Source organism: Clostridium amylolyticum, assembly GCF_900142075.1.
GTDB lineage: Bacteria > Bacillota > Clostridia > Clostridiales > Clostridiaceae > Clostridium_AA > Clostridium_AA amylolyticum.
In genome coordinates this window covers 25,020-49,584 of the sequence record NZ_FQZO01000010.1, presented here as the reverse complement: position 1 = coordinate 49,584, position 24,565 = coordinate 25,020, and the positions used below count along the sequence as shown (strand labels likewise).

The window sequence follows — 24,565 nt, the reverse complement described above, 5'->3', positions numbered from 1 at the left end:
TTATACTGTAATTTAATGTAATAATACTACTCTAATTTTGTTGTGTTAGAATCTATGTAAGAGTATCTCTTTAGATAAAGATATATGTTCCATTAGAGAGTACGATCTTCAGTGCTATCAAAAGCAGCAATAACATTAAACTCTATATTCATTTCTTCTCCTAATTCAATGAATAATTCTCTCTAATTCCTCTAAAGTATTCCAAGATTCTTTTCTATAAATTTCTTTTATTGATTCAATCGGAAATTTGTCATTCTCCAAGCAAACCACATTCATAAATCTCATTCTCGTTTGAAAATCCATTTCTTTCATACCAATGAACTGATTTATCACTGGGCCAAACAAATAAAAGTTCACATTTTTGTTTTATAGCGTAATCTTTTATAAATGCAAGCAACTTACTTCCAATCTCTTTGTTTCTATATTCTTTTCTTGTATAGACACTGGTTAAATACGCAATACTCTCTGATTTTCTATTAGGCTTTGGTAATTTAGGTATAATGCATATAAACATTGCTGATATAATACTTCCATCCTCTTCTGCGACAAATATTTGATAACTACTATTCATTTTGAGAAAAGATACATATTCTGAAATAAATACTTGTCTATCTACACCAAGCAAATTTATTTCGTTATAATCCATATCATCTTCTTCCATATGAAGCCATTTCAGTTCAGCTAATTGCAAATAGTCATTTTCTTCTCCAAATCTTATATTCACTATATTCCCTCCACAAGTTCCTATTTAGTGAAACGTTTTATACCCCTCATGTATTACAATATAAGAATATTGTGTAGTAAAGATTATGCTAATAATCTCAATAATAAATCGGAAATTTGTTAACTTTGTATTATGCTCATTTAGCAAAATTTATGAAATCATTGTTATTCATTTCATAATCAATTGATGATTGTAATTCTCCAAGTTGATTCCTCCAAGAATCAATATTTATTTTTACCTTTTTAAATCCAAGTTCTTCATAAACATGCTGTGCCCTTCGATTGTTAAGATTTGTATCAAGAATAATTTTGGAATATCCAATCTCTTCAAATAAAAAGTTAATCAACATAGATAATAATCTTTTCCCATACCCTATTTCCTGCTTTGAAAAATCACAGATTTTTATTCCTATTTCAGCTGTTCCATTTCCTTTGTTTCTATAACTCATTTCACCTATTGGAATATTATCAGATTCTATCATCAAACTACGACGCACATCATCAGAATCTTGTAATAATTGTAACTCAACTTCATTTGGAGTAGTTCCAAGCCCTTTAGGAAAGCCAGCATGAGCCATAATTTTACCATCATTCCACCAATTGCTTAGAATAGCAGCATCATCTTTTGTTGCATTTCTAATAGTTAAATTTTTATATCTAATTAACATAAAATCCTCCTTATTATACAAAGAACGTTAAAAGATTATCTCCCTCATGTTTTTATTTAAAGTAACTATAATTACATTTTTAATATGATAACCCTCTTTTATAATTTGCCGTACAAATTACTAATTTATATTACTCAACCCTAAATCGAAAATTTATCGATACTAATATCTATAACCAATAGCCCGCCGTAGCAGCGCATAAAGCGCTGTCCCAACACCAGAACATACTGCACTCAAAGCTACCCATATAAGTGCGTTTAACCTACACAGTTCCCAGAACATTTGCATCTCAGTGGTGTCTGGTACCCACTTAGGCGTACTGGGAAAGCTAGTGAGGAACAAGGTGCACAGTACGAAGTATACGATGAACTGAATTAAGCATACAATCCACAAAGACATTTTTCTCATTTTACAAACCTCTCATAAAAGCTATGTTTTTATTTGACGATGATGATAAAAATATTATTCTAAAGTACTTGTCTTTATTATATACTAATTTTGGTTATATTACATATATTTTCAATAACGATACTATAAAGAAGGACTATACTAAACATTCATTTTATTTAGCACAGTCCTTAATACTTTTTTATTTTTTCCTTTCCATATACATACTCCACAAACCTATTTTCTTAAATCCTAGCCTCTATATATTGAGCCTGCTTGAGGATTTATATAAAATCAAGTGATTCTTAGCTTCAGGTGGAGTTTACTTAAAAGGAATACTTAATCCACCTGAAGCTTAGAAGAACTTATCCATGAGCTTAGCGCTCATTATACGACCACTTAAAGAAATCGAGGTATTAGGAGCGGTTAGCTATCGGATAAATATAGTGTTTTCCTCTGCTTAATTAGATTTATCATCAGCAAATCCCATTAAAACAAATATTGACTTGATTACCCAAAGAGGTTAATTTCATTCTAGTTATTCTTATTTTTATCGTACCATTTATCTGCAATTTTTATAGAGACATTGCATAATACAATAGAAATGCCTACTACAATAGCAAGGCTTAGCGCAGTATCTAATGATATGATTTTCTTCTTGTAAACCCCCAAAAGAACTTATTCCCAGACCTATTATAAGTGCAATAATGCTTGACGCAATTTCAAGCCTTTGTCTAATATTTCTATACTTTTGTAAGTTGTCCATAAAACTCTTTCCCTTATCAATATTTTTCAAGTTACCATAATAACCTTTGATAATAGTTGCTCTAAATTTATATCTAAGTAAACTCCTCTTCTGAAAAAGTTTCTTTTTTTATTGTATGTAAATAAACTTAACTTTCTTCTTATTAAGCTTTTATGTATCCTATCATATTCATATCCTCTAATTTTTTAAAATTAAATGACTGATAAAATTTATTATCCACTATATCTTCTATGTCAGTTACAACCATAAACATTCTTACTTTAGAGTATTTTTGCAGTATAGTATTAAAAAGATATGTTCCTATGCCACGTTGTTGATACTCTGGGTCAACAATTAAATCTTGTACTACTAAAATATGTTCTCCGTCTCCAACACATCTAATAAAACCAATTAATTTACGATCATCAAATGCACCCAAAATATATAACGAATTATCAAACGCTCGGATTAATTTTTCATCATCTTTCAAATAAGCATTCCAAGATTCTTTTCTATAAATTTCTTTTATTGATTCAATCATTGATGAATTAACTTCATTATACTTAATCATCACACTAGCACCTCCTCACAAATTGAAATTTATGGTTAAGTAAGAGGTAAGAAGTAATAATTGTGGTGAAAATTCATCTTTGCTGAATTTTTTCATAAACTCTTACTTTTTACCTATTAGTTATTACCTAAATAACAAATTTCTATTTTATTATCCAATCTAAAAGTAGAGTTTGTAAGCAAGATTATATTCTCTACGATAGTTAATCTTCTGCTTTGATTTTATTCTTAACTATATAAACCGCATTAGGTTCATTTTGCAAAGCCTTAATAATCTGTAACGTACACTCTTCTATAGAATTTTGGAAAGTATCAATGGTTAAATCATAAGTTTCTTGTGGAAATAAGTATTGAAATGAAGCTGCCGCAGAACCTAAACATCTATTTTTTCTTTGTTGTTCCCGTCTAACTAGTTCCTGTAAGGGGCAAGTGACACTAATTAAATATATATTGCAAAATTCTAAAGCTTTAATTATTTGCTTAAAAATACGTTTACTAGTAATCACATGGTCAATAATGATATTTTTTTGAGATGAGGCCATATCTACAGCAGCTTTACAAAGTTTTGGTGATATTTCAAACACATCATCTTCGTATATTCCTTCATTTATTTTCATATCAAGAAAATCATCAATGGAGATGATGCCATATTTTTCACCTGTTTCATGTTCGAGAGCTTTTTGCAACGCAGTTGATAGCGTTGATTTTCCACTACTTGAAGGACCATTAAGCAATATAACCTTTTGTCTCATATTAATTACCAGCCTTTCTTTGCTATACAATACACATAAACTTCTAATTAATGTTTATAATCTTCATATAACTGTTTATCTTGTACTAAAAAATACTTACATTTCCATTGTAACATATTTTGTAAGAGTACTATTACTTAATTATACGGTATTTTTACCTGCAAAATAGCAGCTACCTTAGATAATTTTAACATCTAATACAGCTGCTATTTTTTAGTTTACAATATATAATAGCCACTTTTCTACATCTTCCATAGTAGAACAGCTCTAAAATTAGCTCCTTTATTTATTTCTAGAACTAATTCCTTAGATCTATCACTAATTGTTCTTTCTTTTTCAATAATAAAAACTACTTTAATTTTATATACTAATTTTGCTTCTCCACAGATATACTTCTTAGTATCAATTAACCTCTTTTAATAATTTCATCTGTTATTAATGATTTTGAGATATACATGGCTTTTATTATGTTCTTAAAGCGCTTGTGATGAGAGGTACCCTCCGAAAATTTTAGCTGTGCTTTTTCACATTTGCTGATAACTGAGGATACTGGACGTAGTGCTTCTATCAGTTCCTGTTTTGTATATTTGTCCATAACATTTTCATCTGTTATTAATGATTTTGAAATATACATCGCTTTTATCCTGTTCTTAAGGAGCGTGTGCTGAGAGGTTCCCTCCGCAAATTTGGGCTGTATTTTTTCACACTTACTGATAGTTGAGGATACAACTTGTAGTGCTTCTATCAATTCTTCTTTTGTATATTTATCCATAAAATTTCACCTCAATTGGAATTTTTATATAAGTAAGAGGTAAGAACTAAGAAGTAATAGTTGTAGTGAAAATTCAGCCCTGCTGGATTTTTTTCAAAAACTCTTACCTTTTACCTATTTTCTTACCTCTTATTTTTTACCTCTTAGCTCTTACTTCTTATAATATTTCTAATATTTCTATTGTATATTTTTCACCTGGAGAATTAACTTCAACTATATCACCAGTTTTTTTACCTGATAATGCTTTTCCTAAATCTGATTCAATACTGATTTTCATACTAGCAGGATCTGAATCTAAAGTAGTTACTAATGTTGCTATATATTCCTCGTCATCCTCAACAAACCTAATCCTAGCTTTACTATTAATCCCCAATACTGATTTATCCACATTTTTATCATCTATTACAGTTGCTGTTGTAATCATAGTTAATAAATATTGAATTCTATTGTCATTCTCCCTATAGTTTGCACAAGCTTCTTTGTATTCTGCATTTTCTGATCTATCACCATGGGCAGCAGCTACTGCTTTTTCCTTTGCAATTTCAGCTCTTTTTGTGGTCATCCTATATTCCAATTCTTCTTTTAATTTTTTCATATTTTCTTCTGTTAGTATATTATTCATTAATAACTTCCTCCTTGATTATAGCAGAGTCCATCTATAAAACCTCCGTTGCTTATGGAAAATTCTCCATAGCTGCTGCAAATGATGATTAATCCCATTGTCCTGGAAATCTTAATTTTTGTAGGTGTGGGAACTTTTTATTATATTCTTCCACTTCTTCCTTTGGAAGATTTTCAAAAACTTCTGATTTGTAAAATTTTCCTTTTATGCCTTTCATACTATCTTCTGCCAATTCAATTCCCATAAATGCATCAAAGTTTTTACCATCAGCAGTTGTAATATTAAAGTTGTCACAGGTTTTAAACCCTATTCTAGGATAATAATCTGGTTCTCCAAAAATTACAATACCTTTATACCCTTTATTTGCAGCTAAGTTCATTGTTTCCCTTAATAGCAGCTCGCCAACTCCACAGCCCTGCCATTTAGGCTCTACACAAAGAGGGCCAAAGGTTATAATTTCATGTGTATCTGCACCATCAACAACTCGTGCCTTTGAATACATTATACATCCTATTACCTCTCCATCCTTTACTGCTATTCTGCTTAGTTCTGGAAGATAGTCTTTATCTTGACGTAATTTGTGCACAAGGTAATGTTCGTCACATCCAAGATGATGTTTATTCCAAAAGGCATGCTGTGCCATTAACTCTACATTGTACCAATCATCCCTGGTTTCCATTCTAATTTCTATTTCATCACGATTTAACCTTTTCTTTTCTTCTAGAAACCATCCAAATTCTAACCTTACTTCTTTTCTTTGTAAATCATTGTTCTTGTAGCAGCAAGTATCCATACCAATCAAGTTAAAGCCTTCATGCTGATAAAAATCTACTGCATTAACATTACAAGATTGTGTTTCTAGTATAATAGCTCGACGACGTTCTCTTCTTGCTTGCTCCTTTGCCATTTCAATTAGCGCATGTCCTATTCCTTGCTTTTGATATTTTTCATCTACCCAAAGTTCTGTAATCCTTAGACGATTAGACCATAATTCTTCATCAGTTTCAATTGCAGCAACTAATTCATCATTAACTAAAACTCCCCAAGCATAAGCATTCTCCCAGTGATCTTTATATAACTTATCTGGAAAATCATATTCTTCCGGTGAATGAGTTACTGGCTCTGTAAAGTCTTTCTTTTCTATGTCAATAGCAAATCCTTTATCTGTTTTATTTACTATAACATCATAATATTTATCTGTTGTATACTTTATTGGAATTATAGTTCCCTTCCATTTCTCTTTTGGTAAATGTATAATTTTATATTCCATATCTTTATCCTCTCTTTTTTATATCAGTTATTGTCTTAACGCCCTCTAGTTCTGCTCACTTTATATAAAATCATCCGTTATCGTTTTTTAGTTCTCCCAATATTTTCTCTAGATTTAGCCAGTTAATTGATAACCACACCATTTCGTCAGCAAACCTTCTTGGTGGACCTTCATTATTAAAACTATCGTTATTAAGCCACCAAAAGCTCTCTAAACAATACAATAGCTTTAATGAACGAATTATATCATCAGCAGTAATATTTCCAAACTGATTGTAACCATCTATGAATTCCTTTACTGCATCCATCCTTAAACAGTTATTATCTAACGCAAAGGAAAGTATTGCCCTTGATATATCCAATTCTGGATATATATATATTGAAATCTATCAAAGTCTATAATTGCTGAAATAGAATCAGTATAAAGCAATATATTATCACACCTCTAATTTATTCATCATGTGTATATCCATTTTCTTTTTGTAATAAATAATTATTAAGAATGATAAGATAATCATAGACAAGGAAGTTAAGCCCTTTATTTTTATACTTTCTTCAATAATCCACGATGAAGCAAGTGCATTTGTCATGCTATGAAATAGAATGCACAGCCAAATACTTTTGCTTATATAAAATATTGTTGCCAGAGCAAATGACATCCCCAATACCATAATAGTAAATAAGCCAAAACTCAAGTTCTTTTGTACTGTTCCTGTAATGAAAAATAAGGGCAGATGCCATACTGACCAAATACATGCCGTAAGTGAAGTTGCAATTCCAAAGGAAAATTGTATTTCTAATGCAGGCTGCAAAATATATCGCCATCCAAGTTCCTCTAAGCCACCAAATATAATCATCAAGGGAATACATAGAAAACCAATATAAAGTTCTGCCCCTGTTGAGATTCCTTGCATAAGAGCAGGGACTCCAAAATACAGCACTAAGAAAGCTATCAACACAGCATAAAACCTTGGCTTCTGCTTAATGGCAAATGCCTCTCTTAAAAATTCTTTGAATCCACTTATTAAATGCTCTTTTTTCAATACCACATAGGCTATAATTGGTGGTGCATTGCCTCCAATTACAAATAATATCATTGAAATAGGTGTACCATATTTAAGATATCCTATTTGATTTGCAGCAAAAATACTTCCCCACATTATATAAGTTATTAAAAAAGTTCCAAATAAATAATTTCTGATTATTCGTTTGTCCATACATCCCCCTCAAAATGTAATTAATATTTCATTTTTATATTAATCAAGTGATTCTTAGTCTAATTTTAAAAAAAGACATTAATATCTTACACATTATGCTCATAATCTAAGCGGTAAATTGGGATTAGGTTCTCTTGTTCTATGCTCATAATCTGTGAAATCAATTATACGAACAGACACCATCTAACGCCAAACTTATCAATAAAATCTGTAAACAATGGACTAAAATCACAAGGACCTAAGGGAAATAAGATTTCACTACCCTCTTTAAGTACCTCATAAGCTTGTGTAACCATATCCTCATTTCCTTCGCCATAATGAAAGCAAAACTGCATTGTGTTGCCTGTAATAATTTTATCCATATCATCATTGGCCTCAGCTATTGCTAAGATATTACCACAAATATTAAGTTCTGCATGATAAAATGTGTCATCAGAACTTTTTACGTTAAAACCCAAGGTGGCATTAAAAGCCTTTAAATAAAGCTCTACAGCCTCTCCGCTACCTTTTACATAAACTTGCATCATTGCTCTTTTCATAATATACCTCCACAACAATATTTTAATGAATTATTTCAAGGAAAGATGTAATTTTCCCTTCAGGATGGCATTCATCTAAAATTCCCAATTCCGGATCGTAAAATTTACCTTTATAGTATAGTACCCAGTGAGTATATTTTGGCATATGTACAGTAAGAATGCTTATATCTGAGTAACATGGATTCTTTTTTGATAATCTAAGGTTTTTTTCTGAGTGTCTAATTTTATAATAATCTAAAGCATCTATTAGCTGCCCTATAGAAGTAGAACTCCTTGTGCCCATCACCTTTGCTACTTCTTCAATGCTTGTACCTGCCAACATTGCTATACATGCTTGCCCACACATTAATGGGGTAGGTTGTGAAACATAAGATATGCTATCAATTTTGTGATATAGCTTATTAGATTTGTCGTTGCTATTTATATCTACTGCATTTTTCACTTTATCATTTACGATACTTATTGAAATATTCAACAAGGTACCCTTTTGAATACTTAATGTTTTTTTCATTGCAGCAGTTAGAAAAAACGAATAATTTCCATTTCCCCTAGGTAAAAGATTAAACTTAAATTCAACTTGATTTATTACTGCTTTAACTGAAACACTCCCTTTAACACCAAATACTTCCCATACATTGAATGGCAAATCAATTAATGTTCTCCCTTTTAAAAGCTGCTCATCATTTACTATGAAATCAAATCTATATTCACACATAATTTTTCTCCTTATGAAGTACTTAAAAGAATTACGCTCATTTGATATATACTATTTAACTTTTATTGGTACATAATAATCCATTTGCTCATATCCCATGGCTTCACAAGCAGATGGAGGGGTTGGAATATTGCCTAAATATGTGCGACAGGCATCTTCCTCAAAACAGCCTTTTTCTTTAATGAAATTTTTTATTACACTTATAACTTCTGAAGAATCCTGTCCATCTATCTCAGAAGCGACAGCATATAGACCGCCTGGGAAATCAATGATACTAAAATCATCGGGTATATTCATCCCTTCACTGTACATGTAATACCATATAAATCCTCCTTGTTCATTGTCATAAAACATAAAATCTTTTGGAAACATCGTTCTTGGTAATGAGCTGAACCATTCATTAAATTGTTCAAGTTTGCCATCACCAAACATGCCACATTGTGAGGATACCATTTTACAAGAAGGAATTTCGTAAATACGAACATTTTCCATTTTCATTCTCCTTTCATATTCAACAACATATTAGTCATTCCCAATATAATACAACCCCAACTAACTACTGTTTGACATACTTATTTAATATAATAGAAATACCTTACACCATTATAAGAAATTGTAGTTTCAAAGGATAATTTTTGTTCTGATGTAAGTTTTATATGACTACCTTCATATTTCCCAAAGTTAAATCCTAATTTAATATTTTCAGGATAGCCATATAAATAACAAACTACCTTGCCATCCTTAACAAATACAATTTGGTTCATACTTTCGTTTACAGTTTCGCTTATGTTATCCCACTTATATCCAATGACTTCGTATATTTTATCCTTTGTTGTATATGGTGTAAAACTATAGAGTGTATCCCATTCAAATGGTGTCCATTGTGACAAATCATCAATAACCGCATTGCCACTTATAGCATTAAATGAGTTTTTTAACTTATCAGCATTTATATCCCATACATCTCTTTTGAAGGGATTAATAGTAATTAATACTACAATAGCTGCAACTATAACAATTCCAGTAATCCATAAAATTTTATTCTTCTTTTCCATAAAACACCTCAATTCTAAATTAACTATTATTCAAAATTAATTCATACTAAGCAGGTCGGTATATTTTCTCTACTTTTCATGAGGAATCTTAAATTAATTCACCCTTTGTTAAGATCACTGCTTTCCCTCCAACCATAATTCTTGGGTTGTTTTTATTAATGAGTTTTGTAATTATATTAGAAGGTCTTCCCATGCTATGCCCCTGAAGAAAGATGTAATCACAGTCAAAATTGTTTATAATACCGTTTTTGAATAGATAATATGTTAAAGCGCCATTTGAAGTTCCAGTAGCAGCTTCCTCATCAATTCCAAATAGAGGGCAGAAATTTCTGCATAATGCTACTCCCTCTTTAGTATCAAGAGTAAATGCATGAACTCCTCCTACATCATTTATACTTGAATACTTAGCAAGTTCTTTAAAATCTGGGTTAAGAGCATATAATGCATCTTGTGATTTTATTGGAAGCATTATATCCCAAAATCCGGTGCTTGCAGCTTGTGGCACTAAATTATATTTCATATCACCAATATCATTATTATTAACTTTAAATATTTTAGACAAAGTTTGATAGTCCTTAAAGGTCTTTCCAAGCCTTGGTTCTGCTTGCTCCATCATTATAAATGAATCGTTAACATAAACAGGCAATGTTCCAGCAAGTGTTTTCATAAAATATCTGTTGTTGTCATTAATAATTCCACTATCCAATAAAGCCTTAAAAGAAGCAATGGTAGCATGTCCACAAAGATCAACCTCCGAAGTTGGAGTAAAAAATCTTATTTCGAAATTTAAATAATCAATTTTTTTAATAAAGGCTGTTTCTGAAAATCTAACCTCAGCAGCAAACTTTTGCATAAAATTCTCATTTAAATTTTCATGTATAACTACCCCAGCCGGATTTCCACCAAATTTTGTTTCAGTAAAGGCATCGATTACATAATATAACATTGAAATTCCTCCTGAATTTTACACTATAAAATGCTAACTTCTATTTTTGATATTATTTTATTATAAATTTTCTTCATATGGGAAATATAGTTTCTCACAAATTATCTATATCTTTTGCAGTTGAGCGTTATTTACGAAAAGCGTGATACTTTATGCGTAGCAAACTGACATAAATTATCTTCTTGCTTTACCAGAAATATGCTCAATACTTATTTTTATTACTTTTGTTTTTGTGCTTGAGTTTGAAATATACGCTTCACCCTTTTCTATATAATCTGGGGAATATTTGTTTAATATTTCCAAAAGAATTGTATTTTTTTCATTATCAAAAACTTCATTTGCTATTCCAAATATGATTACACTTTGATAATTTGTACTAAATTTGTCAGGTAAGATACAAGTTTGTCCAACTACACAAAAAGATACTTTATTATTGTGCATTAAATTATCTAATTTATGTCCATCTACAGCACAATGAAAATATATTGAATTATTTATATAAACATAACTTACTGGTACGCCATATGGATACCCATTTTCACCTACTGTTGATAAAATACCGTAATCACAATTTTTCAATATCTCTATTGCTTCTGTAACCTCAAGTTCCCTATCTTTTCTTCTCATTTCCTTAAACATAGTTATCCCTTTCTTTCTTATATAATTAAGCCATAATATAATACTGCTATGACTTATTTTCTTTAGATTTCTTTTTTGTATTTAAAGATTCATTTATATGAAATACCTAACTTGTTATTTGATTAATAACATACTCATTTAAAAAATTAAATTCTTTAGGCAGATCCCCAACAGTGGGTAAAACAGCTAAATAATACTTTTCTCCTGGAAGCGTTTCTTCATTAAATTTTACATCCTTATATTCTAAATTAGTAATAACTTTTTTTATAAATTCATAATGATTTATAACTTCGCTGCTACCAAGATGAAATATTCCTCTCAAATCATTTCCAATTATATAACCTATTTGTTTTGCTAACATTTCATCTGTATTATTATTCAGATATAGATTTGTGTAAACATCAACTTTTTCATTAACTTTTAATGCGGTTAGAATACTATTTAACCTTGGTGAGTCTTTCCCCCATATCATTGGAAGTCTTAAAATTATACCATTGTCATTTAAACCTTTTCTTAATATTTTTTCACACTCTATCTTAAACTTACCATAATCACTTTCAGCAATTGGTTCGTGATTTTTTAAATGAGGTTTAGTTGGATCCCCATCAAAAACATTTCCAGTAGAACAAAAATAAAGTTTTCCACTAATGGGTAATAAATATTTTACAAGCTCATTAAGAAGCTCTATTTGAGTATGAAAATCTCCCCTTAAACAGTACACTATTTTTGTAGGCTTAACTTTATTAAGAATATCAATTATCTCATTTACTTTGCTTATATCGTAGTAAACGGAATTTACCGAATCTATTTTATTGCTGCTATAGGTACCATAAACATCATATTTCTTATTTAATTCCTTTAATAAAGCTTTTCCTACTAATCCACTTGCTCCAAGTATTAAAACTCTTTCCATTTTGAACTCCTTTCCTTTTTAAAATCACAGTTTTCTTTCATTAAGACCATTCATAAAAAAGTGCGAATTAATCTATTTAATTTTTGCCCACTGATCCGCCTTGTTAATAATATCTTTTATATATGAATCTTTACCTTTGTTGTATTTATCAATATTAAACTTAAATTTTTCAGATAGTTCTTTCTTTAAATTTTGGTAGTTCTTTGCTTCATTAGGATGTGCAATGAGATAATCTCTAAAATTCAATTGTCTTAAAATCTCATAGTGTCCTGTTTGGTAAACATGAACATTATGTGTTCTGTTATTTTGTCCTTTTACAAAGAACCTTCTGCCTTTTATTCCATATTTGCCCTTTGAAAAATAGCCTATAGTTAACATTTCATTATTCAACATATCTACTTTGCATATGTCTTTTACGATTACCATGATATCTATAACAGGTTTGGCACATATTCCTGGAATAGCTGTACTTCCTATATGATGAATATTTATAAGTTCATCTTTAAATACATTTTTTATCTTTTTCTCCTCATTAGCATAATCCTTCTTCCACTCTGTTTTATATGGGACTACTTCAATTTCCCTATATGGAGATATTTCTATATCCTTTGAATTGCCTGACACACCATCACCTCATCTGTACATTTTTCTCGTAAAATACTTTTCAATAATAGAAAATGCTTTGCTTTCAAGTCTGATTTTATCCTCATAATACTTGTCCTCATACTTTGAAACAATGATACTCGACTCACAAAACTTTTCTCCTTCAAAAGATAGTCCATATACTGAATACCAATATTCAAAATTTATTTAATTAAAAAATTCCTGGCATGCCAAGTTATCTTTTACATGAAAAACTTCAATAAACGTAATAGAATTTTCTCTAAAATACTTTTGTGCTTCTTCCCATAATTTTATATATTCGTTGATTAATAGAATTTAATAGTAGTATTTAAAATTACATACTTTTATTATATACTTATTTTGGTCATATTACATATATTTTCAAATATAGTACTATAAAAAATAACTGCACTAAACATTCATTTAGTACAGTCATTTTTGCTTTCCTTATTCATCTCTATGATTATAAATTTATTTGAGCTCTTTCAATTATAATATATTTTGTAAATTATCACTGCTAAACTTATTATATTTTGTATTTGTAATATGGTATATTCTATTACTTATACTAATATTTCTATTGTAATTTTTCACATAGAGCAGTAACTTCAACTTTATTTATAAAAAAATCCACATAAATATATTTTCTATGGCATCGATGCGGATAAACTTTATATAAAATAATATTTTTCTACTTAAAAGAAGTTGACTTAATTATAGTTTCAATATTCTTTGCTTGGTCCTCATTATAACTTGTACCAATAAATGCTAATACATAGTTACCCATTTTTGCTGCATAATACTTTTGAACTGCTTTTACATCTCCATTATTAACTGTTGCTTCTAAAACATAAAAATCCTTATTTGCAACTTTCTGAGTATAAATTTCCTTATCAAACTTATAAGGAATCTGATTTACAGCTAGCAAACCCTTTTTTACTTGCTCCAAATATCCTTTACCATCAGAAATAACAACACCCTGCATTAAATCTAACTTTTCTGCCAATGCCATAAAAATTGGATTTGATGTATCATTAACACTTAATCCTTTTTGAGATATAGCTAAAAGATATACTGTTTTTTCAAGACTATAATCCAGTTGTTTTTCTTTATCTTTATCATTATCAGCAACCACTTGCTTACCGCTTTGTATAAGAGCATTTTTTTCATCATCAGCTGCCACTATCCACTTATCTGGTATGTTGATGGTCATATTGAAGTACTCATTCTTATAGATGTTTCCTTCACTCTTTCCTAAATCAATTTTCTTATCTGATTTTGAATCCTTATCTTCTGTCTTAGAAGTAGTGCTTACTGTACCTTTATCCACTTCTTTTTTAGGACTTTTTCCACAAGCTGAAAAAGACATAGCAAGGGAAACTATTAAAATACTTGATATTAATTTCTTCAAAATTTGAAATCCCCCTTTACACGCAAAATATATTTCTGCATGGATTTTATACTATAATATGTTACAAAATACATATTATAGTATAAAGGGCAATTTACCATGTGTCAATAAAAATGTAATTTTATTCATTAATATTCAATTATTTGCCACAGGAGAATGGCATATCCAAAACAAATATTAATAGTATTTATATCAAAAATATTAAATATTATATTTTGTTTATTCTTTTTAATCTAAAGTTATCCAATATCTTTGAGTAATTCTATTTCCTTCTGGTATTTCATTTTCTATCTTCGCTCCATTGTTTATCATTGTCTTTACCGATGCAATATTTTCTTTGTCACAAGTAATCAACACTTTTTTAATATTTAGTTTTGCACATTCTTTCAAGGCTAATGCTAACATTTCAGTGGCATATCCTTGTTTCCTTTCTGATTTTCTAATACTATACCCAATATGACCACCGTAATTTAACAGATACTCATTTAATATATGTCTAATATCAATCATTCCAATTAATCGGCCGTTATCAGTAGAAATAGCCATATATGTAGTGGCAGGAACTAACCCCTTTCTTACGGTTTCTTCTTTCAAATTATCAAGAAATACAGAATACCATTCTTCAAAAGTTTCAGCATTATTCAAACCCGCAGAACCGTCCATACTGTCTCCATTTTCAATAAATTCTCTTTTATAATCCATAAGCTTTTCTTCATACTCTGGCGTAGGTAAAACCAATTTTAATCTGTTCATTCCTTTTCCTCCAATTAAATAAATATAGTTACTGTATATTCTAATTATTTTTTATCAAAACACAATATCAACTACACATTTTTCTCGTGTTGCTGTTTGCTCTTCAAAGTTAATGAAATATTTATAATCATTGGCAAAAACAAGAGCATCAATCAAAGAAACCTTTAAAATACAAGTGTTTTCATCTTGCTCATTCACATGTTTATCATAAAATGTAACAAACGCCTTCTTTAATTCCTCTCTTAACTCACTGTTTTGTTTATCTAGCGGATTGCCTATATTCTTACCAATACCATGAGCTACAAACAAATTGTGATTCAATGCAACATTTGGGTTCTTTAAAATTTCTTTCATTTTATTGCTTAATGCATATGTTGTAGCATAAAATGCATTTTCCTTGTAGTAGACATCCACAACCCTTATGTTGGCTTTATCATCATTCACTGTTGCAAGAGACATAGGTATATCCTTTCCATATAGTTCATTCATAACCAAAATAGCTTCATTGAAATAATTTATCATTTTATTCCCTCCATCAAGTGATTCTAAGCTTCATAAGTAATTTCAGTGATTTAATGAGTTTTAATATTCTACAAAATATAAGAATTCAGGGATGTAAATTTCTAAAGTGTATTATTCATCTTTATTCTTCATTTAAAGATCTACCTAGCTTTTTAAGAAGTCCTTCAACTAATTTTATGGAATTTAGTGCTGCCCTTTCCATGTTGCTTTCAAATGCTTCTGATCCATTTTCATCTGCATTATCTGACATTGAACGAATAATTATAAAAGGAATATTATTCACATAACAGGTATGAGCGACACTAGCACTTTCCATATCAACGCATAGCGGATCAAATTTTTCTATTAAATTTTCTCTTTCATTATGGGTAATAAATGCTTCACCAGTAATAATCCTTCCAATATGCCATTGGATTGGGTTTAATATAGACTTTGCAACATCTTTACATAACTTCATTAGCCTAGTATCAGCTTTAATATATATGTCTTCCATCCAGGGATGGTATTCTGTTAAGATTCCACGCGCCACATCATGATAGCAAACCTCACTGGAAATAACTATGTCTCCAATACCAAGATTCCTATTTAGCGCTCCTGCAACACCTGTTAATACAATATGAGTAACTTCAAATTTATCAATTAGAATTTGCGTAGCAATAGCAGCATTTACTTTGCACACTCCGCAAAGTACTGATACTACCTCAATTCCCTCATAAACTCCTGAGTAGAACTTTAACATGGCATATTCACTTATTTTACTATTTGATATTTTACTTATAAAAGGCATTATTTCTTTCTCTGTAGGCCCTATTACCCCTATTCTCATAAAATTCATCTCCCATCTTAATAGAGGGCTAAAGCATAATCATAGTCACTATTATTCAGCGCCAGCCCATTCTCTCTTATTTCATTTAATTCTATAGCATTAAATAAACCTGAATTATATAGATTAAGAAATTCCTCAGAAACGCTTTGGTCAAAAATAATCATATCATCAGTATTTATAGTTACTTTAACACCATTATCATATAGCTTTCTAATTGGATGTGTTTTATAGTCATCAACCCTGCTGAGTAAAACATTACTTGTTGGACATACATTGAGTTGTATCTTATTATCACATAACCATTTCATAATACTTTTAGAGTTTGCTGCCGCTATTCCATGCTGTACTTGATTAAGTTCCAACTCTTCAACAGCCTGCTTAACAAGATCGGCTGTTCCGAATTCACCAACATGAGCTTTCAAAATCAATCCTTTTTCTTTAGCTTTTCTATAAACCTTTTTAAATTTATGTGCAACAAATTCATCTCCAAACATGTCAATGGACTTAAAATAATCCTGATCTAAAAATTCATCTAATTTCTCACTAATTTCATCAGGAGATACATTTGATAAAAATGCAATCTCTGGTATAAAGCTAATTTCTGGAGCAAAGTTTTTATGTATTCTTTTTACTGCTTGCACAAGATTCTCAACAGAATTATCATAAAATTGCTCTTCACCTATACTTACACTCATATGAAGCACTTTAATACCATCCATTCTAGCCTGAACAAAAGCTGCTTCTATACGTTTTTCATACCCTAACCTTCCTTGACACAGAGGCTTTATATTTTCTGCAATCCATTTATTCATTTCCCCTAAATCTTTAAGCTTTGGACATTTTGCTATAGAAACATCTACCCATTTTTCAATATATCTTTTATTACCGCCTCTTGTTATATGATTATGCAAATCACTTTTGGGAATCTTCCTCACTACGTATAGGTTATTACTTTCTAAAGCTTTAATAAACTTGTCTTTCATAGTTCTCCTCCCGATATTGATTCATAAAATTTTGCAGTTATTAGGTAATAAAAAATAATATTTCTTATATATTTTAGGTTTCTTTTTTCCATTTAAAGATTTGTTTATGTGAATATTTTATATCTTGTTACTGGTATTAATATAGATACAAATACGTTTCATATAAGATCACTTAACCATTAAAAATAGTCTATTATATTGATCATGCTCCGGATAATAAACCTCTTGGTAATTTTCAAGGACTAGAAAACCTTGTAAAAAGCACTTCCATTCTTCTGTGTTTTGATTCCACAAATACAATCCATCATCAAGCAAATTTTTATTAATGATTTTTATGTTCCATTCTTTTATTTGTTTATCATTAATGTATGGATTAACCTTTATGAATACTTTCCCTTCATTTTTTAGTATCCTTTTAATTTCACTCATAAGTTTATTAGCATCTTCTGGATATAAGTTATCAATTATATTAGATAAAATAATTGCATCAACAGAACTGCTCTCAATATCAGATAATACCTCTATACCTCCTTCTATAAAATCATACAATCCAAAATTCATTTTTTGTTGCCTGATTTTTGCTTGTACAATATCACTAGATGATAAATCAATCCCCATATGTTTTTTAGTACCACGTAGGGCACAATAAAAAAGCATGCTACCATTGCCACAACCAAAATCCAAAATAGTATGTGTTTCAAAACATGTCCAGTCTAGTGCTTTATTAATTACTTCATTACCAGTGTCAATTTTAGTAGGAATAGTTATTTCTTTTTTCCCAAATACTTTATTCCACTTAACCTTGCACTTTTCATATCTATCTATCATATTTTCACCTCAAAATTTTAATATATTTTTGTACACGAATAGTACAAGCAAATAGTAATAAAAAGAAAAACCCGTCGTGACTGTTAGTCTTATATTTTCATCATAGATTTAGTCAATTTAACAGCTAAATCCCACACTCTTTCAATATTTTCTATATTATCAGCATATTTAGGGTAGACACCCTTATCAAAAAGCTGCTTTACTTCTTGCATTAATCCCCTGGTATAATGCGATGATTGCATAATTTCCCTTTTATCGTTGATAAGTTTACCTGTAATATCTTTAAATTCTTCGGAAGTACATATATGAAAGTAGGTATCTGCCATGGTCTCTGGCGAAGAGCTATGAATATTTTGAACCATTGCGGCAATTCTCCACACTGATTTGAATTTTTCCATGGTTTCTTTTGACATTTTTATCGCAGGTATTTGAACTGCATTTACTTGGATACCATCTTTTTTAAATATATCCCCCATTTTGAATGTTAACATCAATAATGCCATTTTAGAGTCACCATACATTTTGTAAATATTATAAGGCCTGCTATCCATAAATTCTCCCTGCAAATTATCAAAGTCTATTTTCCGCTTTGGGTCAAAGAAGTGCCTGATATTAGTAGTGCAAGCATTAAGAACTCTTGCATCCTCCGATTTTTTAAGCATATCAGTCAACAATTTGGTCATTAGAAATGGGCAAAATGCGTTGGTAGCAAATGATAGTTCTATATTATCAGGGCTAAGCTGATAATTTTTTTCACCATGATTGAAATATCCAGCGTTATGAATTAATATATCCAGCTTTTTATACTTTTCTTTGAACTCAGAACAAAAATCTTCTATTGACATAAAGGAAGATACATCAAGTTTAAGTAAATCTACACCATTATTTTTTGTCAGTTCAATTATTTCCTGTTGTACCTTTTTACTTTTCTCAAGATTGCGGCAAGCCATAATAACCGTGTATCCTTCTTCTGCAAACCGGATTGCTGCTTCCCTACCTATACCTGAATTTGCACCGGTGACTATTACTATTTTATCATTCATAATTTCCTTTCCTCTTTTCCCTAACTCAATGGTTCAGACTGTTATGAGGCAGTGATAACCATCACCCTTGGCGTTAACTCCTTTCCTATTTCCAATAGTTTACTGATTTTCTCTTATATTTCTATTTAGATTTCTTTTTCATGATTTCTTCTCTTGTATAAAATGAACTGGGTTTAAATTTGTTGCAATACTCAAACTACGGAAGCAATCACAGCAAATGTGCCGATAATCATGGTAATATTCATCGCTATAATTGACTAACTCTATATCAGAAGGTACTTTTCCACCGTAATATTGCATCTCATGTACAAGAACTTCAGCCATCTTATACCTCCTATAATTTGAAGAATATATTTACCTTATGTTAATCTCATAATCTCACTTTTTAATTGCTCTTGTGGCATAAAAAGATGGGACGTTAAATTCATGAAGCCTTCCTATACCGTTTGTATCTTGATATATATCTGTAAGTACAAATCCTGCTTGTAATTGACCACTAATTTGCTCTTCAATAGTATGTGAAAATTGAATACCCCAGTCATTTTTTATTGAGTCCTCATATAATTCTTTATCCTTCAAGGGATTAAATGGCAGTTTGCGGACTATCATTGTTTCTTCATCATTGAAAATATAATTAATGCCATTATCTAACCCTGCTAATAAAATTCCTCCTTTTTTCAGCACCCTATAACATTCCTTCCAAACAGGAAGAACCTCTTCAATATAGCAATTAGAAACTGGATGGAAAATTAAATCGAAGGATTCATCTTCAAAGGGCAAAGGATTTGTCATGTCCCCTTTAACTGTTTTAATCTCATAGTTTTCTCTTTTTGCTACCTCTTTTTCCCTTAGCAATTGTTTTTCCGAATAATCAAATACCGTACACTTTGCGCCTAATGCAGTAAATATAGGCATTTGTTGACCACCGCCAGAAGCCAACCCCAGTATTTCAGCATTTTTCATTTCACAAAACCATTTCTTTGGTACAGGTTTGGTAGGTGTTAATAATACAAACCAATCATTATTTTTTGCTTTTATAAAAGCTTCATGGCTAACAGGTTGTCCCCATTCCCAACCTTTCTCAACCCACTGATCAATAATATTGGAATTTACTTCTGTATACTTTTTATCCATATAAATATAACCTCCCTTATCATCAAGTGATTCTTAGCTTCAGATGGAGTTTGCTTAAAAGGAATACTTACTCCAGCTGAAGCTTAGAAGAACTTATCCAGGAGCTTAGCGCCCCTTATCCCTGCACTTAAAGAAGTGTGGGTGTTAGGGGCGGTTAGCTATCGGATAAAATAAATATTAGAATTCATTTAATTCAGTAAAGTTAACCCTCTACTAGTCGCTACACCAGATAAATTCTTGGGTTATCAGTAATCTAATCTCATTATATTTTCACTATCAAATACTTGTCCGTTAAAGTCAAAACCGAAACTCTTATACAATTTCACAGCATATGCACTTTCTTTATGTACGCCAAGAAATATCTTATTGTGAGTTTTATCTTGCTTAATAATTTCTAAAAGTTTGCCTAGAGCTTTTTTGCCATATCCCTTTGATTGAAATTGTTTATCAATCATTATACGGTAAATCCAATATTCGCCATCATCTTCATCAATGCAGTACATTATGAATCCTACCATTAAGTCATCGTCATATACTGCAAGGGGTATACACTCTGGCTGAACCTTAGATTGTGCAATTGAAACTGCATTAGATGTGACAAAATTAACTTGTTCTTCTGTAACAGAAAGTTCAATACAATCCCAAAAGTTTTCTCTTGTAATTTTTTTAAATAATATCAATACTAATACCTTCCTTCTAATCAGATAACTTCTTCATAGTAAAATATTCCGAGTCATAACTGCTATAAGCATAAGGAACTAACGCTTGTAATCATCAACATCAAACTCGTAATTTTTATAATAATACTTACGGTCTCCTTCTGTAATTTCACGAATAACCTTACATGGATTTCCTACTGCTATCACATTATCCGGAATATCTTTGGTAACCACACTTCCCGAACCTATAACAACGTTATTTCCAACGTGAACTCCAGGATTTACAACAACATTTCCACCAAGCCAAACATTATTTCCTATTGTTATACCAATACCATATTCATATCCAGAATTTCGAGAATCAGGATGTATCGGATGTCCTGCTGTATATAGGGAAACATTGGGAGCAAATTGTACATTATTACCTATTATTACTTTTCCCACATCTAAAATGGTACAGTTGTAATTTGCAAAAAAACAATCTCCAACTTCAATATTCTTCCCATAATCACAATGAAAGGGTGCTTCAACATGTATGCTTTCACCTGCTTTTCCAAGTATATCTCTTATTAATTTATCAATTTTTTCACCTTCATCTGGTAAACAGTGATTATACTCATAAATCTTCTTTTTATTCTCCATTCGTTCTTCTGCTAATCCATCTAACCACGCTTTATATGGCAGCCCAGCCAGCATTCTATCTTTCTGATTCATGGTTGTCTCCACCTTTCAATCATATTATTTGATTTCGCTTCATCATACTATAGTTGCTATATTACCTAATCCAATTATTTTACCATATTTCATTTATTTTCCTTCAAATAGCTTTTCATATCAAATTTCCTTTTAAAATGAAAACACACTATAACACTTACCTTTATTATATACTAATTATGGTTATATTACATATATTTTCAATACATAGTAAATGTAAAAGCCACTGATATAGTACAATATCAGTGGCTTTTGGTTTAACTTCAGTTATATCTTAATAGTTATTTATTCACAACATTTACAGGTGTACCCGCGAGGAATTTCTCTAAGTTATCAGCAGAGATATCCATAAGTCTCTGCCTTGATTCCTTTGCTGCCCAGGATATATGTGGTGTTATTATACAGTTCTTAGCCTTTAGCAATGGATTATTACCTTTTATCGGCTCACTTGAAACCACATCCAGCGCTGCACCAGAAACCTTTCCACCGTTTAATGCATCAGCTAGATCCTGCTCAACTACTAATTGACCTCTAGAGTTATTTACAATCATCACACCATCCTTCATCTTAGCTATGGTGTTCTTGTTTATTATTCCTTCTGTACTTTCAAACAAAGGACAGTGAAGAGCTATAACATCTGAATTAGATAAGAGAGTATCTAGTTCTACATACTCCATGGTTTCGCTTTCCAATTCTTTATTTTGATATGAGTCAAAAGCCAGAACCTTCATACCTAATGCTTGAGCTATTCTTCCTGTGGATTGGCCAATTCTGCCATAACCAATAATTCCCATAGTCTTTCCTGAAAGCTCAATAAGTGGGTAGTTCCAATAGCACCAGTCTTCATGGTTTTCCCACTGACCTTTCAGTACAGAATGGCTATGAGCACCTATATGATGGCACATCTCAAGAAGGAGTGCAATGGCTGTTTGTCCAACAGAATCAGTTCCATAGGTAGGAACATTAGTCACTACTATATTCTTTTCCTTAGCTGCTGCTACATCTACCACATTGTAGCCTGTGGCCAGCACGCCTATGTATTTTAAGTTAGGAAGCTGCTCTATAATTTCTCTTGACAATGGAGTTTTGTTTGTGAGGAGTACATCTACATTCATTGCTCTTTCTAATATTGAATTCCCTCCATTTAGAGTATAATCTGTACGAGGATATACTGTTACATGTCCAAGTCTTTCAAAGCCTTCCCAGGTTATATCACCAGGATTTAATGTATATCCATCTAATACTACTATTTTCATTTATAATTCCTCCATCAAGGTTATACTTATATTCATATTTTATCTTAATTTTAATTAATAAGCACTTATAAAACTAATAAAACAAGTTCTATAAGCGCTTTAATTAATTAGTTGTTCGGATATTTCACTTCATATTCAACGTCATTTATAATAATATTACTTGCCTCTATAAACAACATTGAATTCTATATTTCTAAAACAAAATTTGCATTAGAATAATATTGCTCTGCCCACTTTTCTGCTTTTGATTTAGTTGTTATATCCCCTACGCCATTTTTAAAAAACTGTATTGATGTTAGTTCCAAATAATCTCCATCATCTGGCTCTATAGTATTAATCCTTTGTTCCTCACTATCCTCATAAAAGTGGTATGAAGATACGCCTTTAAATTTAATATCCTATTTTGCTTCTTTCCTATTCTCAATAACAGTAACTTTAAATGTTATTGTATGATTTATAATGTTGGATTCATAAAAATTTAAGGTGGCAACTCTTTGTTACCACCATTATATCAAGCCTAATTATTTTTAGAAATATATCCCAATAGATATCCTACACTACTTCTAACACTTCTTTTGCTTATTTTAATCTTTAATTAATAATATTAAAACAGACTGTCTTCAAGCGCTTTTTTAAACATAGAGTTAAAATTTATTGTCATTACTAGCGGTAGATTCTCATGAGGATTCTATTTCCTCTATTCTCTTTATTCAATTTTAATTTACCTTCTTCAACTTTATTGTATTTTTACATCTGAATCGTTTAATTGCTCCAACAAAATACTCTGTATCAAGAAGTCTTTGGTTGCAGTAAGGGCATCTACTATTCTTCTGATTCATGTAACATATTCAAAAGCTCAGAAAATGTATTACATATAAAACTAATAGCATTTTCTTTATTATTAAACGCCCTTTCATGTTCCCAAAATACAATTGTAGGTTGAACATCATCTCTATAATCAAAGCACAACAGATTTCCAAATGGATCTCTAGCAAAAGGAATAATTTTCTCTAACATTCTATCTTTCACATTTTCGTATACTTGCAACAGAAAATTCCCCTTATCTTTATGCAAACTTAACAAGTTGTTTAGAGTTTCTTCGTCATTTTGAATATTAAATGTATCTGGTACTGGATATGCTCCATCATTATTCCTAATACAACTAATATAATCTTCAGGAAATTTTATATAAAGTATATCCTCAACATACTTTATTTCATTCTCATCTAATTCTTCATTTTTATTAATCCATTCTATTTCATTATTCATCTTTTATCTTT

General features: G+C 30.6%; 32 protein-coding genes. All 32 read right to left on the bottom strand.

Annotated features, from left to right (window positions below; translation table 11 throughout):
- Positions 1 to 250: 250 nt before the first annotated feature.
- Positions 251 to 724, bottom strand: a complete 474-nt coding sequence (locus BUA82_RS17810; protein ID WP_073011576.1) for a GNAT family N-acetyltransferase — start codon at positions 722 to 724, stop codon at positions 251 to 253.
- A 136-nt stretch (positions 725 to 860) separates the two neighbouring features.
- Positions 861 to 1,391, bottom strand: coding sequence for a GNAT family N-acetyltransferase (locus BUA82_RS17805; RefSeq protein WP_073011573.1), 531 nt, complete (start codon positions 1,389 to 1,391; stop codon positions 861 to 863).
- A gap of 921 nt (positions 1,392 to 2,312) precedes the next feature.
- The gene (locus tag BUA82_RS20845; RefSeq protein WP_178140777.1) at positions 2,313 to 2,450 is read right to left on the bottom strand and encodes a hypothetical protein; all 138 of its coding nucleotides are present in this window, start codon (positions 2,448 to 2,450) and stop codon (positions 2,313 to 2,315) included.
- Positions 2,451 to 2,686: 236 nt separating this feature from the next.
- Positions 2,687 to 3,094 carry a GNAT family N-acetyltransferase gene (locus BUA82_RS17795; RefSeq protein WP_073011897.1) on the bottom strand — a complete coding sequence of 136 codons (408 nt, stop codon included), beginning with the start codon at positions 3,092 to 3,094 and terminating at the stop codon, positions 2,687 to 2,689.
- Positions 3,095 to 3,296: 202 nt separating this feature from the next.
- Positions 3,297 to 3,845, bottom strand: coding sequence for a phosphotransferase-like protein (locus tag BUA82_RS17790; RefSeq protein WP_073011567.1), 549 nt, complete (start codon positions 3,843 to 3,845; stop codon positions 3,297 to 3,299).
- Between the two features lie 406 nt (positions 3,846 to 4,251).
- Positions 4,252 to 4,617 carry a hypothetical protein gene (locus BUA82_RS17785; protein ID WP_073011564.1) on the bottom strand — a complete coding sequence of 122 codons (366 nt, stop codon included), beginning with the start codon at positions 4,615 to 4,617 and terminating at the stop codon, positions 4,252 to 4,254.
- A 157-nt stretch (positions 4,618 to 4,774) separates the two neighbouring features.
- On the bottom strand, positions 4,775 to 5,239 hold the full coding sequence (locus tag BUA82_RS17780) for a GreA/GreB family elongation factor (RefSeq protein WP_073011559.1): 465 nt from the start codon (positions 5,237 to 5,239) through the stop codon (positions 4,775 to 4,777).
- An 88-nt stretch (positions 5,240 to 5,327) separates the two neighbouring features.
- Complete coding sequence (locus BUA82_RS21035; protein ID WP_242949001.1) at positions 5,328 to 6,509, bottom strand: GNAT family N-acetyltransferase; 1,182 nt, start codon at positions 6,507 to 6,509, stop codon at positions 5,328 to 5,330.
- A 70-nt stretch (positions 6,510 to 6,579) separates the two neighbouring features.
- Positions 6,580 to 6,870, bottom strand: a complete 291-nt coding sequence (locus BUA82_RS17765) for a hypothetical protein (RefSeq protein WP_143148660.1) — start codon at positions 6,868 to 6,870, stop codon at positions 6,580 to 6,582.
- A 75-nt stretch (positions 6,871 to 6,945) separates the two neighbouring features.
- The gene (locus BUA82_RS17760) at positions 6,946 to 7,725 is read right to left on the bottom strand and encodes a CPBP family intramembrane glutamic endopeptidase (RefSeq protein WP_073011552.1); all 780 of its coding nucleotides are present in this window, start codon (positions 7,723 to 7,725) and stop codon (positions 6,946 to 6,948) included.
- A 164-nt stretch (positions 7,726 to 7,889) separates the two neighbouring features.
- Positions 7,890 to 8,264: a VOC family protein gene (locus BUA82_RS17755; protein WP_073011549.1), complete on the bottom strand. Its 375-nt coding sequence runs from the start codon at positions 8,262 to 8,264 to the stop codon at positions 7,890 to 7,892.
- 22 nt (positions 8,265 to 8,286) lie between these two features.
- The gene (locus BUA82_RS17750) at positions 8,287 to 8,979 is read right to left on the bottom strand and encodes a DUF1905 domain-containing protein (RefSeq protein ID WP_073011546.1); all 693 of its coding nucleotides are present in this window, start codon (positions 8,977 to 8,979) and stop codon (positions 8,287 to 8,289) included.
- A 51-nt stretch (positions 8,980 to 9,030) separates the two neighbouring features.
- On the bottom strand, positions 9,031 to 9,471 hold the full coding sequence (locus BUA82_RS17745; protein WP_073011542.1) for a hypothetical protein: 441 nt from the start codon (positions 9,469 to 9,471) through the stop codon (positions 9,031 to 9,033).
- Between the two features lie 80 nt (positions 9,472 to 9,551).
- The gene (locus BUA82_RS17740) at positions 9,552 to 10,034 is read right to left on the bottom strand and encodes a hypothetical protein (RefSeq protein WP_073011539.1); all 483 of its coding nucleotides are present in this window, start codon (positions 10,032 to 10,034) and stop codon (positions 9,552 to 9,554) included.
- A gap of 88 nt (positions 10,035 to 10,122) precedes the next feature.
- Positions 10,123 to 10,980, bottom strand: coding sequence for a PhzF family phenazine biosynthesis protein (locus tag BUA82_RS17735; protein ID WP_073011535.1), 858 nt, complete (start codon positions 10,978 to 10,980; stop codon positions 10,123 to 10,125).
- Positions 10,981 to 11,154: 174 nt separating this feature from the next.
- Positions 11,155 to 11,619 (bottom strand): pyridoxamine 5'-phosphate oxidase family protein, encoded by a 465-nt coding sequence (locus BUA82_RS17730; RefSeq protein ID WP_073011532.1) that lies wholly within the window; start codon positions 11,617 to 11,619, stop codon positions 11,155 to 11,157.
- A gap of 106 nt (positions 11,620 to 11,725) precedes the next feature.
- On the bottom strand, positions 11,726 to 12,532 hold the full coding sequence (locus tag BUA82_RS17725) for a sugar nucleotide-binding protein (protein WP_073011527.1): 807 nt from the start codon (positions 12,530 to 12,532) through the stop codon (positions 11,726 to 11,728).
- Positions 12,533 to 12,604: 72 nt separating this feature from the next.
- The gene (locus BUA82_RS17720; RefSeq protein WP_242949000.1) at positions 12,605 to 13,156 is read right to left on the bottom strand and encodes a GrpB family protein; all 552 of its coding nucleotides are present in this window, start codon (positions 13,154 to 13,156) and stop codon (positions 12,605 to 12,607) included.
- 691 nt (positions 13,157 to 13,847) lie between these two features.
- On the bottom strand, positions 13,848 to 14,567 hold the full coding sequence (locus BUA82_RS17715) for a hypothetical protein (RefSeq protein ID WP_073011525.1): 720 nt from the start codon (positions 14,565 to 14,567) through the stop codon (positions 13,848 to 13,850).
- Between the two features lie 228 nt (positions 14,568 to 14,795).
- Positions 14,796 to 15,320: a GNAT family N-acetyltransferase gene (locus BUA82_RS17710; RefSeq protein WP_073011523.1), complete on the bottom strand. Its 525-nt coding sequence runs from the start codon at positions 15,318 to 15,320 to the stop codon at positions 14,796 to 14,798.
- 54 nt (positions 15,321 to 15,374) lie between these two features.
- Positions 15,375 to 15,842, bottom strand: a complete 468-nt coding sequence (locus BUA82_RS17705) for a pyridoxamine 5'-phosphate oxidase family protein (RefSeq protein ID WP_073011521.1) — start codon at positions 15,840 to 15,842, stop codon at positions 15,375 to 15,377.
- 121 nt (positions 15,843 to 15,963) lie between these two features.
- Positions 15,964 to 16,668: a 5'-methylthioadenosine/adenosylhomocysteine nucleosidase gene (locus tag BUA82_RS17700; RefSeq protein ID WP_073011519.1), complete on the bottom strand. Its 705-nt coding sequence runs from the start codon at positions 16,666 to 16,668 to the stop codon at positions 15,964 to 15,966.
- A gap of 17 nt (positions 16,669 to 16,685) precedes the next feature.
- Positions 16,686 to 17,651, bottom strand: a complete 966-nt coding sequence (locus tag BUA82_RS17695) for an amidohydrolase family protein (protein WP_073011516.1) — start codon at positions 17,649 to 17,651, stop codon at positions 16,686 to 16,688.
- A gap of 168 nt (positions 17,652 to 17,819) precedes the next feature.
- Positions 17,820 to 18,479, bottom strand: a complete 660-nt coding sequence (locus BUA82_RS17690) for a class I SAM-dependent methyltransferase (RefSeq protein ID WP_073011514.1) — start codon at positions 18,477 to 18,479, stop codon at positions 17,820 to 17,822.
- Positions 18,480 to 18,568: 89 nt separating this feature from the next.
- Entirely contained in the window at positions 18,569 to 19,522 is a 954-nt protein-coding gene (locus BUA82_RS17685; protein ID WP_073011512.1) for an SDR family NAD(P)-dependent oxidoreductase, read from the bottom strand.
- 138 nt (positions 19,523 to 19,660) lie between these two features.
- Positions 19,661 to 19,846, bottom strand: a complete 186-nt coding sequence (locus BUA82_RS17680) for a hypothetical protein (protein ID WP_178140776.1) — start codon at positions 19,844 to 19,846, stop codon at positions 19,661 to 19,663.
- A 54-nt stretch (positions 19,847 to 19,900) separates the two neighbouring features.
- Positions 19,901 to 20,656, bottom strand: a complete 756-nt coding sequence (locus tag BUA82_RS17675; protein ID WP_073011510.1) for a class I SAM-dependent methyltransferase — start codon at positions 20,654 to 20,656, stop codon at positions 19,901 to 19,903.
- Positions 20,657 to 20,901: 245 nt separating this feature from the next.
- Positions 20,902 to 21,336 (bottom strand): GNAT family N-acetyltransferase, encoded by a 435-nt coding sequence (locus BUA82_RS17670; RefSeq protein WP_073011507.1) that lies wholly within the window; start codon positions 21,334 to 21,336, stop codon positions 20,902 to 20,904.
- Positions 21,337 to 21,414: 78 nt separating this feature from the next.
- On the bottom strand, positions 21,415 to 22,029 hold the full coding sequence (locus tag BUA82_RS17665) for a sugar O-acetyltransferase (RefSeq protein ID WP_073011503.1): 615 nt from the start codon (positions 22,027 to 22,029) through the stop codon (positions 21,415 to 21,417).
- Between the two features lie 281 nt (positions 22,030 to 22,310).
- Positions 22,311 to 23,285 (bottom strand): D-2-hydroxyacid dehydrogenase, encoded by a 975-nt coding sequence (locus BUA82_RS17660; RefSeq protein ID WP_073011500.1) that lies wholly within the window; start codon positions 23,283 to 23,285, stop codon positions 22,311 to 22,313.
- A 185-nt stretch (positions 23,286 to 23,470) separates the two neighbouring features.
- Positions 23,471 to 23,680 (bottom strand): YxiG family protein, encoded by a 210-nt coding sequence (locus tag BUA82_RS21275; protein ID WP_423230465.1) that lies wholly within the window; start codon positions 23,678 to 23,680, stop codon positions 23,471 to 23,473.
- A 427-nt stretch (positions 23,681 to 24,107) separates the two neighbouring features.
- Positions 24,108 to 24,554, bottom strand: coding sequence for an SMI1/KNR4 family protein (locus BUA82_RS17655; RefSeq protein WP_073011497.1), 447 nt, complete (start codon positions 24,552 to 24,554; stop codon positions 24,108 to 24,110).
- Between the last annotated feature and the right edge of the window lie 11 nt (positions 24,555 to 24,565).

Coding starts and splice junctions, on each gene's coding strand:
- BUA82_RS17805 (WP_073011573.1), bottom strand. CDS start 1,391: ATGTTAATTAGATATAAAAATTTAACTATTAGAAATGCAACAAAAGAT.
- BUA82_RS17795 (WP_073011897.1), bottom strand. CDS start 3,094: ATGATTAAGTATAATGAAGTTAATTCATCAATGATTGAATCAATAAAA.
- BUA82_RS17790 (WP_073011567.1), bottom strand. CDS start 3,845: ATGAGACAAAAGGTTATATTGCTTAATGGTCCTTCAAGTAGTGGAAAA.
- BUA82_RS17785 (WP_073011564.1), bottom strand. CDS start 4,617: ATGGATAAATATACAAAAGAAGAATTGATAGAAGCACTACAAGTTGTA.
- BUA82_RS17780 (WP_073011559.1), bottom strand. CDS start 5,239: ATGAATAATATACTAACAGAAGAAAATATGAAAAAATTAAAAGAAGAA.
- BUA82_RS21035 (WP_242949001.1), bottom strand. CDS start 6,509: ATGGAATATAAAATTATACATTTACCAAAAGAGAAATGGAAGGGAACT.
- BUA82_RS17760 (WP_073011552.1), bottom strand. CDS start 7,725: ATGGACAAACGAATAATCAGAAATTATTTATTTGGAACTTTTTTAATA.
- BUA82_RS17755 (WP_073011549.1), bottom strand. CDS start 8,264: ATGAAAAGAGCAATGATGCAAGTTTATGTAAAAGGTAGCGGAGAGGCT.
- BUA82_RS17750 (WP_073011546.1), bottom strand. CDS start 8,979: ATGTGTGAATATAGATTTGATTTCATAGTAAATGATGAGCAGCTTTTA.
- BUA82_RS17745 (WP_073011542.1), bottom strand. CDS start 9,471: ATGGAAAATGTTCGTATTTACGAAATTCCTTCTTGTAAAATGGTATCC.
- BUA82_RS17740 (WP_073011539.1), bottom strand. CDS start 10,034: ATGGAAAAGAAGAATAAAATTTTATGGATTACTGGAATTGTTATAGTT.
- BUA82_RS17735 (WP_073011535.1), bottom strand. CDS start 10,980: ATGTTATATTATGTAATCGATGCCTTTACTGAAACAAAATTTGGTGGA.
- BUA82_RS17730 (WP_073011532.1), bottom strand. CDS start 11,619: ATGTTTAAGGAAATGAGAAGAAAAGATAGGGAACTTGAGGTTACAGAA.
- BUA82_RS17725 (WP_073011527.1), bottom strand. CDS start 12,532: ATGGAAAGAGTTTTAATACTTGGAGCAAGTGGATTAGTAGGAAAAGCT.
- BUA82_RS17710 (WP_073011523.1), bottom strand. CDS start 15,320: ATGAACAGATTAAAATTGGTTTTACCTACGCCAGAGTATGAAGAAAAG.
- BUA82_RS17705 (WP_073011521.1), bottom strand. CDS start 15,842: ATGATAAATTATTTCAATGAAGCTATTTTGGTTATGAATGAACTATAT.
- BUA82_RS17700 (WP_073011519.1), bottom strand. CDS start 16,668: ATGAGAATAGGGGTAATAGGGCCTACAGAGAAAGAAATAATGCCTTTT.
- BUA82_RS17695 (WP_073011516.1), bottom strand. CDS start 17,651: ATGAAAGACAAGTTTATTAAAGCTTTAGAAAGTAATAACCTATACGTA.
- BUA82_RS17690 (WP_073011514.1), bottom strand. CDS start 18,479: ATGATAGATAGATATGAAAAGTGCAAGGTTAAGTGGAATAAAGTATTT.
- BUA82_RS17685 (WP_073011512.1), bottom strand. CDS start 19,522: ATGAATGATAAAATAGTAATAGTCACCGGTGCAAATTCAGGTATAGGT.
- BUA82_RS17680 (WP_178140776.1), bottom strand. CDS start 19,846: ATGGCTGAAGTTCTTGTACATGAGATGCAATATTACGGTGGAAAAGTA.
- BUA82_RS17675 (WP_073011510.1), bottom strand. CDS start 20,656: ATGGATAAAAAGTATACAGAAGTAAATTCCAATATTATTGATCAGTGG.
- BUA82_RS17665 (WP_073011503.1), bottom strand. CDS start 22,029: ATGAATCAGAAAGATAGAATGCTGGCTGGGCTGCCATATAAAGCGTGG.
- BUA82_RS17660 (WP_073011500.1), bottom strand. CDS start 23,285: ATGAAAATAGTAGTATTAGATGGATATACATTAAATCCTGGTGATATA.
- BUA82_RS17655 (WP_073011497.1), bottom strand. CDS start 24,554: ATGAATAATGAAATAGAATGGATTAATAAAAATGAAGAATTAGATGAG.